Origin of the sequence: Niallia sp. FSL W8-0951 (assembly GCF_038006525.1) — a bacterium.
In the GTDB taxonomy this organism is placed as follows: Bacteria; Bacillota; Bacilli; order Bacillales; family Cytobacillaceae; genus Niallia; species Niallia circulans.
In genome coordinates this window covers 809,489-824,205 of sequence record NZ_JBBOVK010000001.1, presented here as the reverse complement: position 1 = coordinate 824,205, position 14,717 = coordinate 809,489, and the positions used below count along the sequence as shown (strand labels likewise).

Sequence of the window (14,717 nt, the reverse complement as noted above, 5' to 3'; positions counted from 1 at the left end):
CTATCCACTATAGTCGATACTTAGGCCTTTATAAGGGTGTATCGTTTGTATTCTCTCTAAATCTTCTAATTCCTTTTCTTCTTTCCTCATCTCTTGTTCAAAAAACTGCTTATCCCTTTTTTTCTTGGTAGTAACTTTACCGTTCCCTTCCCCCTTAATAACCGTTGTTCGCTTTCGTTCTTCTTCCTTACCGGTTTCTTGAGCAGCGAAGGTGTACATTTGCTGATGTTTTTGGTCCTGTTGTTCTTGAAGCTTCCCTGCATCATAAGTTCGTGGTAATGCAACTTGCATTTCTAATGCTTTTAAACTCATGTGCACTCATCCTTTTCGTTATATTACTTTTTCTAATGAATGTCTTAATTTAAAAATAGCTTTGGAGTGAATTTGCGATATGCGAGAAGTAGATAAATTCATAACTTGTCCAATTTCCGTTAATGTTAATTCTTCCTTATAAAACAAACTAATCACCAGCTGTTCCTTATCATTAAGCTCCTTAATTTTTGCGGCCATCTCTTGAACCAATTCATCCCTTACGACTTTTTCCTCTGGAATAACCGTTTTATCATCACGAATCGAGAAACTTTGTGCTTCTTTCTCTTCCCCTTCATTCATCTGCTCATCAATAGATAGTATATTTGCAAAAAAATGTTCATTCATTGTTGCATATACTTCGTCAACACTAGTCTCTAGCTCATCAGCAATTTCTTGAACAGTAATATTTCTCATTAATTTTTGTTCGAGTTTTTCAATGGCCGCCTCAATTTTTTTTGACTTTTCCCTCGTGCCTCTAGATAACCAGTCTTCTTTACGAAGTCCATCAATAATACTGCCTCTAATCCGAAAGGAAGCATATGTATCAAACTTTAAATCCCTATTTGGATCAAAACGTTGTAAGGCATCATATAGTCCCATCATTCCAAGACTTGTTAGCTCATCTCGGGAAACACTTTTTGGTAACCCTATCGAAATTCTTTGAACATGAAAACTTACTAAGGGCATATATTTTTTAATTAATTGATTACCTGCTTCTTGATCTCTCGTACTAGTCCACATTTCCCATACTTGCTTCTCTTCTGTAGTTGATTCCTTTGCCATTAAATAATTTCCCTCCTCTATAAACAATGAACACCATACACGCATATAACTAGTTCTATCTATATAAGTAACAACTTGAAAAGGATATAAGTACATTTCTTCCCTATCTATATCCCTTAAATTCAGCAAAAAAATCAATATTTTTGTATTCGTGCAATGATACATAAGTATATTATTTATAATTACTATAATAAGGAGCTTGTCTGCATATTTTATTTTTATCATTTATAATCTTATCCATTCCATTTAAAAATAGAATGAATAGGAAAGGAAGATATACCTATCATTTGTTTATGTATATATTTCACTATTGATTTTAGCAGAAGACGTGAATTATTAGCTATCCTTTCTAAATATCCCATTTAAAATTAGGTAATAAGAACTAACAACTATAATTTTCAGTTCTTTTTTTGCTGAAATTTCCGAGAAAATGAAAATAAAAAGACTATCTCCTAATAAAAGAATACATTCCAAAGTCCAAACCATGGATTCTTTAAATTAGAGGTAGTCTTATTTCTCTGCTTTTAAAAGTATTACTATACACTATATAATATGAATCCCTTTATTCACCGTTCGAATTGTTAATTCATGGGTAGCAGGACAAAACTCAATTGTTCTACCACTATTTCCACCAACATCTTCACTAACCAATTTAATTCTTAACGATTGTAGTGTATTCTTAACCGCTTCAACATTTCGAGGTCCTATTCTCATAACATCGCTTGTTCCAGTAAACTGAAACATTTGTGCCCCTCCGGCAATTTTCGCTAACAACGTACTTCTTTTTAATCCTAATCCTTCTAAACGCTCTACTAGTTCTACAATGGCTGTATCTGCGAATTTAGCTTTATTGAGCGTTCCGGATTTAGATATGGATGCTTCTGGTAGCATAATATGTGCTAAGCCAGCAATTGGTTTTAGGGAGCTATATAATACAATACCCACACATGAACCAAGTCCAGAAGTACGAATTGTATTAGGAGACTCTACCACATTCATATCAGCAATTCCTACTTTTATTACTGTAATTTGGTCAGTCACCATCCTTCACTCCCAAAGACTGAAATAAAGGGGCAAAAGAATCAGGATCAGGCAGCAAAAAGAAATGGCCATTTACAGTGTCAGCTAATGTGATTTCTTCTCCATTTAACTCCGTATTGATGACAATTGCATAATCACTTACTTGAGAATGTTCAACTAATCCATATGTAACAATTGCACCAACCATATCAATTGCAAGTGCTGGTACGGAAGGATATAAAGATAACTTCGTAAAATCAGATAAAGAGGACAAATAAGAACCGGATAATATATTGCCTAGTTCTTGTAATGCAGACATAGATAACTCATCATATGGCGGTTCAGCTAAGGTAATAGAAGGGTCACCAATCATATCTTGAACCAATTTAGCTGCTTGCTCTAAAGGAAGTATAAAAAACATACTTCCTGGAACATCTCCTTCAATTCGTAAAAACACCCCTGCAACAATATTGTCAGCACCCCCTGCCATTTCCATCATCTCATCAAATGTCACAATTTGAACATCTGGAACCTTCATATCAATCTTTTTATTAAGAAGCTTTGATAAAGAGGTGGCAGCATGTCCCGCTCCGATATTACCAATTTCTCTTAGTACATCAAGCTTTAAGGAATTTATATCATTAATATACCCCATACTTACTCATCACTTTTACCATTAGAATAATTTCTTAAAATATTTCGATCAAACACTTTTTCTAAATCAACAAGAATTAATAAACGTTTATCAAGCTTTACTACACCTTTTATATAATCGACTTCATCGCCATTGATTGTCTCTGGAGCAGGCTCATAAAGAGCAGTATCGACATCTACGACATCATTAGCAGAATCAACAATTATACCTACTTCCATATCTTCAAGCATAATAATGATAATTCTTGTACTATCCGTGTATGGAATTTCTTCCAAATTAAAACGAAGTCGTAAATCAATTATGGGAGTTACTACTCCTCTAAGGTTAATCACACCTTTAACAAAAGGAGCGATATTTGGAATTCTTGTAATATGCATGTTTTTCTCTATCGACATTACTTCATTGACGGAAATAGCATACTCTTTTCCCTTCAATTCAAATATTATTAATTTTTGTTCTGTTGAAACTGCATCGCTCATTCCCTTTTCATCCCTCTCACATAACCTATCTGCAATTCATAAAGCGCAAGATCATTATTCCTCGGTTTGTTCTAAACAAAATTACGACAAGTAGTTATTATACTTAACGAATTCGTTCCTAAGTAAAGCCACTTGCGCTAACATCTATTAATCCTTGTACAGGTGATTACTTAATTAAAGCATTACAATCCATAATTAAAGCCACTTGTCCGTCTCCTAAGATAGTTGCTCCAGATATAGCATACGCACTAGAAAGGTAAGTACCTAGTGATTTTAAAACCACTTCTTGCTGACCGATAAATCCATCCACAACAAGACCAGCTAATTTATCCCCTTTTCTTACGATAACGACAGAATAATAGTCACTCTCGATTCCTGCTGATGGCACATCAAAAATATCCTTTAGGAATAATAATGGCACCACTTTGCCACGGAAATCGATAACGGTTTGATTATGAGCATGCATTAAATCATTCTTATTGACAATAGCTGTCTCAATAATAGATGACAATGGAATAGCATACTTTTCTGCTTGAATTTCAACTAGCATCACAGAAATAATCGATAAAGTTAATGGTAATTGGATAGAAAATAACGATCCTTTTCCTTCCTCTGATTCGATTGTAATCGAACCACCTAGTGATTCAATTGTATTTTTCACTACATCCAGCCCTACTCCACGTCCTGAAATATCAGAAATTTGATCAGCAGTAGAAAAACCAGAAGCAAAAATAAGTTCAGCAATTTGATTATTCGTTAATGTTTTAGCAACTTCTTTTGAAATAATTCCTTTATTAATTGCTTTAGAAAGGACTTTTTCTTTATTAATTCCTGCTCCATCATCTTCCAACTCAATAAAAACATGGTTTCCGCTATGATATGCACGAAGAACAACTGTTCCTTCTTCGCTTTTATTATTCGCTCGTCTTACTTCTGGTGTTTCGACTCCATGGTCAAGTGCATTGCGAATTAAATGAACTAATGGATCACCAATCTCATCTATAACTGTGCGATCAAGCTCTGTTTCTGCACCAACAATTTGCAAATCAATTTTCTTATTTAAATCACGCGCGAGCTGTCTGACCATTCTTGGGAAACGATTAAATACTGTCTCAACAGGAACCATGCGCATATTTAGGATAATATTTTGAAGATCACCAGTAACTCTTGACATTCTTTCTACCGTTTCATAAAGCTCTTGATCTTTAAGGGTGGAAGAAATTTGTTCCAATCTTCCTCTGTCGATAACAAGTTCCTCAAATAGATTCATAAGAATATCTAAACGCTCAATATTAACACGAATTGTTTTATTAGATACTTTAGTCCCTGTTTGCTTCTCAGGCTGTTTAGTTTCAGCCGGAGTACTATTTTCTGTAACAGATGTATTATCCGTTTTTGCTTGTACTTCTTCTGCAACAGGAGTTTCTGCTATCGTTTGCTGCTTAGGAGATTGACTATTTGCAAAGAACTCTCGTACAGCTACCTTTTCAACCTCTGAAACTTTCATAACAGACGCTTCAATTTTATCTGCTTCCTCTTTAGATATAAGAGTTACCATAAAGTCATAGTCGAACTTTTCTTCTTCAAGCTCTTCCACCGGTGGAAGAGACTTAACAACCTCTCCTAAAGATTCTAAAGCTTCAAATATCATATAAACTCTCGCTGCTTTTAATAAACAGTCACTTTTTAATGTAATATTGATTTCATAAGTAAAAAAACCTTGATCAGATGATTGCTGTAATACAGTTGTTTCAAATTCATCATATTGATTTTGCTTTGCAGGAGCATCTTGTATGGCTGTTGCTGCAACCTCAGCTTCTGCAGTTTTTTGATTTAAAGGAAGTCCTTTTTCGATTTGTACAAGCTTCTCAACTACTGCTTCTACATTTCTTTTCCCATCGCCGCCGCTAGCGATTGACTCTACCATGGCATCAAGATCATCAACAGCTAAGAAAATGACATCCAATATTTCTGGAGAAAAAGTAATTTTCTTATTTCTTATAGCATCAAGTACATTTTCCATTTGATGGGTTAGACTAGCTAAATCTTCATAGCCCATTGTTGCAGACATACCTTTTAAAGTATGAGCTGCACGGAAAATCTCATTTACTATTTGTAAATTTTCAGGATCCTTTTCTAACTCTAATAAATGTTCGTTACATGCTTGTAAATGTTCTTTACTCTCTTCAATAAATACTTCTAAATACTGACTCATTTCCACTTGCTTCACATCCCTTGACGTTATACATATTTCATAATAGTTTCAGCAATATGATCTACCTTTTGAATTTCATCAATATAATTCGTGGCAATAGCTGTTTTAGGCATTCCGTAAACAATACATGTCTCCTGTGACTCAGCAATAGCTTTTACGTTACCTTTTTTTGCTAATTTTAATAAACCATCTGTGCCATCTGATCCCATCCCAGTCATAATAACTGCTATTTTTGCATAGGCTTTCAAATCGCTGACAGATTCAAACATAATATCAACAGATGGCCTATGACCATTTATAGGGGCAGTTTGATCCAGATCAATTGCTGTATGGACACCAACTGTTTTCACCTTTAAATGCTGACCTCCTGGAGCAATATAGGCAACTCCATTGCGGATAATCTCCCCATGCTCCGCTTCCTTTACGGTAATGGCGGATAACGTGTTAAGACGATTTGCAAGGGATCGGGTAAATCCTGCTGGCATATGTTGAACGATTAAAATAGGCGCTTCTATATCACTTGGTAAATTAGTTAGGACTTTCTGTAATGCCCTTGGACCACCAGTTGAAGTTCCAATTATGACAATCTTTTTCATGGTGTTCATCCAATTACTGATTGATCCAGCCTTTTGTACTATTCTTTCATTTTCTTCTCTTGGTTCTATTTTACTATAAGAAGATTGTGAAGTAATAGTCTTTTTTCCTTCATTTGAAAGATTTAATAATGTTTTCGGTTTTACTTTACTAGCTAGAATAACTTTTTCTACCAATTCCTGCTTAACCTTATATAAATCTAGTGAAATAGACCCAGAAGGCTTTGTAATAAAGTCAATTGCCCCTGCTTGCATTGCCTGAATTGTGCTTTCTGCTCCAACCTTTGTTATGCTTGACAGCATGAGAACTGGTACAGGATGCTCTAACATAATTCTCTTTAAAGCACTTAAACCGTCTAAGACTGGCATTTCGACATCAAGCGTTACCACATCAGGAGTTAATTGCTTAATTTTCTTTATTCCGTCTTCACCATTTCTGGCTGTACCAATAACGGTTATTCTCGAGTCTTCAGAGAGAAAATCTGTAATTAGCTTACGCATAAATGCAGAATCATCAATAACAAGAACCTTTATTTTCTCCACTTTAAACTCAACTACCTTTCAAACAAAAACCTTTTTAATTTAGACACGAAATTGTGTCTATTAACTGGATAGGGTTCTGTAAACTGTTGTTTACCATATCTATCGGCAATTTCGCGCAAAGCTTTAGCCGCTTCTGATTTTTCATTAAAAAAAACAAAAGGAATTTGTTTTCGTACAGCTTGTGCTACATTTGTGTCATCTGGTATATAGCCAAGATTAATAAGATCCCGCTGCAAAAATTTTTTTACAACTTGCTGAAGTTTTTGTAACGTTTCTGCCCCATCTTTTTTCTCCATTGTTCGATTAACGACAAGATATAACGGAAGTACTGCATTTCTTGTATGAATAAATTTCATTGCAGCATACGCATCTGTTATAGAAGTAGGTTCAGGTGTTGTGATGACGATACAATCATCAACAGATAGAATAAACTTTAAAGAATCCGTACTAATTCCAGCTCCCATATCAAATAAAATATAGTCATAGTGATTTAATATCCCTTGAAAATGCTGGAAAAAGCTCTCTAGTTTCTCTTCTTCCATATCAACAAAATCACTTAGTCCAGAACCACCTGCAATATAGTCTAATCCATCAAATCCTTTCGAAATAATATACTCAAAATTAATATCATTTCTAAAAAAATCAACGATCGTATAGCGAGACTGTGTCCCCATTAGAATATCAATATTCCCCATACCAATATCCATATCAATCAGTAAAGTACGATATCCTCTTTTTTGAAGAGTGAGTGCAAAGTTAAGCGAAAAATTCGACTTTCCCACACCGCCTTTTCCACTGATAATCGCCAATGTTTTGTGATTGGAGTGCCTTTTGTTTGCATTTAATTGTTCAATTTTTTTTCGTAAGATAGAAGCTTGATCGTTCATTCTTCAACTACCTCAAATAGTTTATTTACTAACTCCTCTGGGGTTGCTGGAACTATATCATCTGGGACATTCTGACCTGTTGTAATATAAGCAGCACCTTTTTTACAAGCAACAATTAAATTAATCATTGCCCCGTACGAAGATGTTTCATCTAATTTTGTGAACACGAAAGCATCAATCTTGATTGCGGAAAATTGTTGATAAATCTCTTCTAAGTCATCTTGCTTTGCTGTCATAGATAAAACAAGTAACGTTTCCATTTCTCTTTTATAATCGACCACTTGCATTAAATCTTCTACATATTTTTTATTTCTGAAATTTCTTCCTGCTGTATCAATTAAAATAACATCGCATTCTTCCAGTTTTTTCGTAGCATGCTCAAAATCTTCCAGTGAATAACAAACCTCTAAGGGAACATCTAAAATATTCGCATATGTTTTAAGTTGTTCGATTGCCCCAATCCTATATGTATCTGTTGTAATAAATCCTACTGATTTTTGCTGTCTTAAAATGATATTGGCAGCAATTTTGGCTAAAGTTGTTGTTTTACCCACACCTGTTGGGCCAATGACATTAATATATTTTTTGGCTAAAGAGATTTCCCCAAACGAAAAAGGGGAAATCTCCGCTAATAGAAATTGCCGTGCCCACTCAGAAACCTGAGACTCTAAAACGTCTTCGCCTGCTGCATACCATTTAGCTACTAAATCTTTCACTAATCCTGTCTTAATTTCTTCGTCTATCCCTTGTTTATCTAATTGATTTACTATTTTAGTTATAGGAGCAGGAATAGAAAATGTCATACTTCTATTCGCTTTTACATTTTGATTAATTTCATTTAAATGCTTTACTATCTCTGGATAATCAGATATTTTCTCTCCCTCTTTTAAACTTATATTATTAGCTGAATTATCTGCATCAGCCCTAAAAGCCGGTTCTTTAATTAATACAGGACTGCGCATTTCTCGCTTTTTTGTATGCTTAGAAATTGTTGTCTCTGAAATACTCGGATCAACGGCTGCGAGTACTTCAATATTTCTTTTTTTAAATAAGCCTAAGAAGCCGCCTGTATAAATTACTTTTGAATGAAGAATGACGGCATCATTCCCTAATTCCGCTCGAATCTTTTTCATTGCTTCTGGCATATCCCGTGCTACGTATTTTTGGATTTTCATTCGATATTCACAACTCCCACACTTTGAACTTCTACATTTGCTTCTAATTCATTGTACGATAATACTGGAACTTGTGGAAAATAACGTTCTGTCAATTGTCTTACATACATACGAACAGCTGGCGAACATAAAAGAATTGGCATCTGTTCCATTACAGATAATTGTTCAATTTGCCCAGCAATACTCTCTAAAATTGATTGGGAAATATTTGGATCTAACGCTAAGAAGTTTCCATGCTCTGTTTGTTGAATATTATCTGCGATTAGTTTTTCCACTTTTCCTGACAAAGTTACTACTTTTAAAGAGTCATTTTGATTCGTGTATTGGGTAGTTATTTGACGTGCTAAAGATTGTCTAACATATTCAACTAATAAATCGGTATCAGCTGTCATTTTTCCAAAATCAGCTAATGTTTCGAAAATGACTGGTAAATTGCGAATAGAAACATTTTCCCTTAAAAGTTTTGCTAAAACTTTTTGAATTTCGCCAATCGACAACGGACTTGGTGTTACTTCTTCGATTAAAATCGGATAGCTTTCTTTTACATGATCCACTAATTGTTTCGTTTCTTGTCTTCCTAATAACTCATGGGCATTTGCCTTAATTACCTCTGTAATATGTGTAGAAACAACGGATGGAGGATCAACCACGGTATAACCAAAGATTTCGGCTTGTTCCTTCGTACTTTCTGTTATCCATTTAGCCGGCAGGCCAAAAGATGGTTCAATCGTATCAATTCCCTCAATGGAATCATCGTCCATCCCAGGACTCATCGCTAAGTAATGATCTAGAAGCAGTTCCCCGCTTGCTCTCTCATTTCCCTTTATCTTTAATCGGTATTCATTTGGCTGTAATTGAATATTATCGCGAATCCGAACAACAGGAATGACAAGACCTAACTCTATCGCTAGCTGCCTTCTGATCATGACCACCCTATCTAATAGGTCCCCTCCTTGATTGGCATCGGCTAAAGGAATAAGACCATAACCAAACTCAAATTCAATTGGATCCACACTTAGTAAACTAACTACACTTTCAGGACTTTTTAGCTCATCTGTTTGGATCTCTTCCTCAAGCTCCTGCATTTGTTCTAAATTTTGCTTTGGCTTTTTCGATAAGTAATAAGCTCCAAATATTAAAAGTCCTGCAATAGGAATCGTCAAAAAGTCATCAATTGGTGTAAACAGTCCTAATAAAAAGATTGTTCCTCCTGCTACATAAAGCATTTTTGGATATGCCAATAACTGAGAAGTGATATCAGAACCAAGATTTCCTTCTGAAGCAGCTCTTGTTACAACAATCCCTGTTGCTGTTGAAATTAGTAATGCAGGTATTTGACTGACAATCCCGTCTCCAACGGATAGTAAGGAAAAATGCTGAGCAGCATCCCCAGCTGCCATACCAAGCTGAGTCATCCCGATGACGATACCAAAAATCAAGTTAATAAAAACAATAATGATTCCAGCTATGGCATCTCCTTTGACAAATTTACTTGCCCCATCCATCGAACCATAAAAGTCTGCTTCTCTACCAACTTTTTCACGACGTTGTCTTGCCTCTTGCTCGGAAATAATCCCAGCATTTAAATCAGCATCAATACTCATCTGCTTACCTGGCATTGCATCTAATGTAAAACGTGCAGCAACCTCTGATACACGCTCAGACCCTTTGGTGATAACAATAAATTGAATGATGACAAGAATTAAAAAGACAACTAACCCAACAACAATATTGCCGCCAATTACGAATGTTCCAAAGGTATGTACTACCCCTCCTGCATCCCCTTTTGATAATATAGCTCTAGTGGTGGATACATTGAGACCAAGGCGAAATAGGGTCGTTAACAACAAAAGTGAAGGGAAAATAGAGAACTCCAAAGCCTCACTCATATTCATAGTTAATAATAAGATAAGTAATGCCAACGTAATATTAAGTAAAATTAACACACTTAATAACCATGTTGGAAATGGGATAATCAACATTGCAATAATGAGGATTACCCCAATCACTACGATTAAGTCTCTCCTTGCCATTTCTTCCGCTCCTTAAAAAACACATTTATGTCTATAATATTTACAATAATTCCTTTACGAGTAATGCTATTATTTATCTCTAGTTTGGTAGACGAAAGCTAGAATTTCTGCAACAGCCTTATAAAATTCTTCCGGAACTAAATCGCCTATTTCTACTTGGCTGTACATTGCCCTTGCCAATGGTCGATTCTCTACCATGACAACATTATTTTCTTTTGCTACTAATTTTATTTTTTGGGCAACAAAATCGACCCCTTTTGCGACAACATAAGGTGCGTCATACTTATCTTCATCATATTTCAGACAAATCGCATAATGAGTTGGATTCGTAATGACAACATCAGCGGTAGGCACATCCTGCATCATTCTGTGCATTGCCATTTCTCTCTGCTTCTGCTTAATTTTGGACTTTATTAAGGGGTCACCTTCCATGTTTTTATATTCGTCTTTAATATCTTGTTTTGACATCCGAATATTCTTTTCATAGTCATATCGCTGATACATATAATCCATGAGTGCTATCACTAACAGCACAATAGAAGCATAAAGCCCCATCTGCACGGTTAACTTAGCAATTGTAACAGCAATAGAACCAATAGATTTATGAGAGAGGATTAGGATTTCATCCATTTTTCCCCATAGAACGGAAAATACAACAATACCAATCACTGTAATTTTCAACAATGACTTCAGCAATTCTACAATCGAACGAAGTGAAAACAATCTCTTAAATCCCGAAATTGGATTTATTTTTTCTAATTTAAACTTAATTGCTTCCGGAGAGAACAAAACACCGACCTGCATATAATTGGCAATTAGTCCCCCGGCAAGAGCAGCAATTAAAATAGGACTTAATAAAAGTGCTACTTCCTTTACAATATCTAAAAACAAACCTTGTATCGTATTGATTGACAGATTAATGTTTATAAAATCACTAAAGGTATAGGTGAAAAGAGACAGTAACCCATCTAAAAGGTATTCCCCTGTGAAACTTAATACACCAAAAACAACTAAAAGAACAAGCGCTGTATTAACATCCTGACTTTTTGCCACTTGTCCTTTTTTTCTCGTGTCTTGTCTTTTCTTTGGAGTAGCCTTTTCCGTTTTTTCTCCTGCAAAAAACTGAATATCTAATGATAGGAGCTTCATTTAACCAATCCCCCCTATAATGTTCATCATCCCTCTCATCGTTGTAACAATGGAAGAGAACAAATGGGATACAGTGGTCATTAGTACACCCATAACTATAAAGAGAATAATTAGTCCTGCAATAATTTTGATAGGAACACCAACAACAAAAATATTTAATTGAGGGACAGTTCTTGCTACAATCCCTAATCCGACATCTACTAAAAAGATGCTTCCCACAATAGGAATAGACATCTGAAAAGCAATCATAAACATTAAACTGAATGTTTTAATAAGAAACTCTGCTAACTCACCATTTCCAAACTTAATCCAAGGCTGTTCGAGCGGTATAAACTGATAGCTATAATAAATACCGTCTAATAGTAAATGATGACCATTAGATGCTAATAAAAAAAACATAGCGATAATTGTCAAATATTGACCCGTCAGCGGACTTTGAGTTCCTGTTTGAGGATCGATCACATTCGCAATGGCAAATCCCATTTGAAAATCAATAAATCCCCCTGCAATTTGAATAGCAGAAAATAACATATATGCGACAAATCCAATCGAAAGCCCAACTAAAGCTTCTTTGAGAATAAGAAAATAGTAACCTGTATCAATGGTTAATGCAGGTACATCCATTCCCCAAAACATAACTAGCGATAAAAAAAAGCCTAAACCCACTTTAAAAGTCGTAGGTATCGTCCGATAAGAAAAGAAAGGCAGCATTAAAAAGAACGAAGTAACTCGAACAAGGATTAACAAAAATGCTGGAAAATTTGATAAAAGTTCATTCATCATCCTTCTATCCAATAAACCTTGTTAGATTTGAAAATATATCTTTCGTATAAGAAAGCATATGACTCAGCATCCATGATCCAAAAAAAATAAGACCTACAAGAACCGCTACAATTTTTGGGACAAACGCCAAAGTCTGCTCTTGGATTTGTGTTGTTGCTTGAAAAATACTGATGATTAGTCCAACTGCCAACGCAATAATTAACAGTGGACCGCTGATAATTAATACTGTAAGTACGCCTTTCTCAGCTATGGAAATAACCATTTCCTGTGACATTCTTTCACCTTCTTAAAAACTTTCTAACAGTGATTTTACAACTAAATACCAACCATCTACCATAATGAATAATAAAATCTTAAATGGTAAAGAAATCATTACTGGCGGCAGCATCATCATCCCCATCGACATTAAAATACTTGCAACAACCATATCAATAACTAAAAACGGAATAAAGATCATAAATCCGATTTGAAAAGCTGTTTTTAATTCACTAATTGCAAAAGCAGGTACTAACGTCGTTAATGGGATATCCTCAATTGATTCTGGAGTTTCTGCTTTTGAATAATTCAAAAATAATGCTAAATCCTTCTGCCTCGTATGTTTGCTCATAAATTCTTTCAGTGGCAGAGAGGCATTATCATAGGCTTCTTCTAATGTGATTTCTTCATTAAATAATGGTGTTAAAGCTTTATCGTTTACTTCCTGAAAAGTAGGAGCCATAATAAAAAATGTTAAAAATAATGCTAGCCCTACAATGACTTGGTTAGGGGGCATTTGTTGGGTTGCAAGCGCTGTTCTGACAAAGGAAAGAACAATCACTATTCTTGTAAAGCTAGTTAGTAATATGATGATACTAGGTGCTAAAGAAAGGACGGTTAATAATAATAACAATTGAACAGAAGTAGAAACATTACCTGGGTCATTGTTATTAAAAAACTGTATAAACTCATTCATTTTTTTCTGACGATCCTTTCTTTTTCTTCTCTAGTACGTCCATCTTTTCCTTACGTTCACTTGATATTCTTTCTAATTCTTTTGATAAACGGATAGAAAAAGATTCTTTTGTCTTCGGAGCAGAATGACTAGAAGATATTACATTCTTCACCTTTGTCACAATATCGCTTGGTTGTACTAGTTGATCTAATTTTCGATTATATTCTTCTAATATTTCTTTATATTCTTGTTCATCCTCAATCTCTTTGATTAATTGAATACTATCTCCCACACCTACTATTAATAACCGCTTCCCTACTTTTATTAATTGAATGGAGCGATTTGCACCTAACGCTGTACCACCAATATTTTCAATAATTTGCGAGTTTTTATAACCATGATTTCTTTTGTTTATAAAGCGCAAGATAAAATATATTAAGAAAACAACAAATATGGTTGCAAAAATCATCTTAACGAAATCCCAAATAGTAACCCCGAGGGAACGTGATTCATCTGAATTTGTTTCTTCCAAAAGTAAATCAGATTGTTCCTTAGTTTGATTGTCATTTTTAGAATTCTGCTCTGTTTTCATATCTTTCTTCGTATCATCTTCTGCTTTATTCTTTTCTGATTGGTTCTGTAAGATATTATCATATACACTTTTATCAATTTGTTCTGCATAGGCTTGATTTCCAAAGCCTAGCAGAACAATGATGAGCAGTGAACAACGAATTAATAAATTTACTTTATTCACATTCGGCACCCTCTAATTTAATTTTTAGCCTAATGTTTTACTGATAGCTTCCAATACGCGATCTGCCTGGAATGGCTTAACAATAAAATCTTTTGCACCAGCTTGGATTGCATCAATAACCATTGCTTGTTGTCCCATTGCTGAACACATAATAACTTTCGCATTTGGATTAATATTTTTAATTTCTTTTAAGGCAGTAATTCCATCCATTTCTGGCATGGTAATATCCATTGTTACTAGATCTGGTTGTGTTTCTTTATATTTTTCAATTGCTTGCATACCATCGGCAGCTTCTCCTACGATTTCATACCCATTCTTCGATAAAATATCCTTAATCATCATTCGCATAAAAGCGGCGTCATCAACGATTAATATTTTCTGTGCCATATTCCTCAAAACCCCCAA

The 14,717-nt window shown here is 34.8% G+C and carries 16 protein-coding genes; all 16 read right to left on the bottom strand.

All coding sequences use genetic code 11. The features are described 5' to 3' along the window. Nucleotides 1–312: a hypothetical protein gene (locus tag NSS71_RS03710; RefSeq protein ID WP_061796667.1), complete on the bottom strand. Its 312-nt coding sequence runs from the start codon at nucleotides 310–312 to the stop codon at nucleotides 1–3. An 18-nt stretch (nucleotides 313–330) separates the two neighbouring features. Next, nucleotides 331–1,095, bottom strand: a complete 765-nt coding sequence (locus NSS71_RS03705; protein WP_047940024.1) for a FliA/WhiG family RNA polymerase sigma factor — start codon at nucleotides 1,093–1,095, stop codon at nucleotides 331–333. 543 nt (nucleotides 1,096–1,638) lie between these two features. After that, on the bottom strand, nucleotides 1,639–2,136 hold the full coding sequence (locus tag NSS71_RS03700; protein WP_047940274.1) for a chemotaxis protein CheD: 498 nt from the start codon (nucleotides 2,134–2,136) through the stop codon (nucleotides 1,639–1,641). Beyond that, a complete protein-coding gene (locus tag NSS71_RS03695; protein WP_061796670.1) occupies nucleotides 2,129–2,770 on the bottom strand; it encodes a chemotaxis protein CheC in 642 nt (213 codons plus the stop codon). Before NSS71_RS03695 ends, NSS71_RS03700 begins: the two co-directional genes overlap by 8 nt. A 2-nt stretch (nucleotides 2,771–2,772) precedes the next feature. Beyond that, entirely contained in the window at nucleotides 2,773–3,249 is a 477-nt protein-coding gene (locus NSS71_RS03690) for a chemotaxis protein CheW (RefSeq protein ID WP_047940022.1), read from the bottom strand. A 166-nt stretch (nucleotides 3,250–3,415) separates the two neighbouring features. Next, complete coding sequence (locus tag NSS71_RS03685) at nucleotides 3,416–5,470, bottom strand: chemotaxis protein CheA (RefSeq protein ID WP_061796672.1); 2,055 nt, start codon at nucleotides 5,468–5,470, stop codon at nucleotides 3,416–3,418. A 20-nt stretch (nucleotides 5,471–5,490) separates the two neighbouring features. After that, nucleotides 5,491–6,600, bottom strand: coding sequence for a protein-glutamate methylesterase/protein-glutamine glutaminase (locus NSS71_RS03680; protein ID WP_061796674.1), 1,110 nt, complete (start codon nucleotides 6,598–6,600; stop codon nucleotides 5,491–5,493). Between the two features lie 11 nt (nucleotides 6,601–6,611). Continuing rightward, nucleotides 6,612–7,487 (bottom strand): MinD/ParA family protein, encoded by an 876-nt coding sequence (locus NSS71_RS03675; RefSeq protein WP_047940019.1) that lies wholly within the window; start codon nucleotides 7,485–7,487, stop codon nucleotides 6,612–6,614. Further along, nucleotides 7,484–8,662, bottom strand: a complete 1,179-nt coding sequence (gene flhF / locus NSS71_RS03670; protein ID WP_251686941.1) for a flagellar biosynthesis protein FlhF — start codon at nucleotides 8,660–8,662, stop codon at nucleotides 7,484–7,486. Before flhF ends, NSS71_RS03675 begins: the two co-directional genes overlap by 4 nt. Beyond that, entirely contained in the window at nucleotides 8,659–10,695 is a 2,037-nt protein-coding gene (gene flhA, locus NSS71_RS03665; RefSeq protein WP_061796680.1) for a flagellar biosynthesis protein FlhA, read from the bottom strand. The genes flhF and flhA overlap by 4 nt, the downstream gene beginning before the upstream one ends. A 69-nt stretch (nucleotides 10,696–10,764) precedes the next feature. Continuing rightward, nucleotides 10,765–11,844 (bottom strand): flagellar biosynthesis protein FlhB, encoded by a 1,080-nt coding sequence (gene flhB / locus NSS71_RS03660; RefSeq protein WP_047940016.1) that lies wholly within the window; start codon nucleotides 11,842–11,844, stop codon nucleotides 10,765–10,767. Next, nucleotides 11,845–12,624 carry a flagellar biosynthetic protein FliR gene (fliR, locus tag NSS71_RS03655; RefSeq protein ID WP_047940015.1) on the bottom strand — a complete coding sequence of 260 codons (780 nt, stop codon included), beginning with the start codon at nucleotides 12,622–12,624 and terminating at the stop codon, nucleotides 11,845–11,847. 7 nt (nucleotides 12,625–12,631) lie between these two features. Beyond that, on the bottom strand, nucleotides 12,632–12,901 hold the full coding sequence (gene fliQ / locus NSS71_RS03650; protein ID WP_047940014.1) for a flagellar biosynthesis protein FliQ: 270 nt from the start codon (nucleotides 12,899–12,901) through the stop codon (nucleotides 12,632–12,634). 12 nt (nucleotides 12,902–12,913) lie between these two features. Continuing rightward, complete coding sequence (gene fliP / locus NSS71_RS03645; protein WP_047940013.1) at nucleotides 12,914–13,579, bottom strand: flagellar type III secretion system pore protein FliP; 666 nt, start codon at nucleotides 13,577–13,579, stop codon at nucleotides 12,914–12,916. Continuing rightward, nucleotides 13,572–14,312, bottom strand: a complete 741-nt coding sequence (locus NSS71_RS03640) for a flagellar biosynthetic protein FliO (protein WP_053215546.1) — start codon at nucleotides 14,310–14,312, stop codon at nucleotides 13,572–13,574. Before NSS71_RS03640 ends, fliP begins: the two co-directional genes overlap by 8 nt. Before the next feature lie 24 nt (nucleotides 14,313–14,336). After that, nucleotides 14,337–14,699, bottom strand: coding sequence for a response regulator (locus NSS71_RS03635; protein ID WP_016201134.1), 363 nt, complete (start codon nucleotides 14,697–14,699; stop codon nucleotides 14,337–14,339). Nucleotides 14,700–14,717 lie beyond the last annotated feature (18 nt).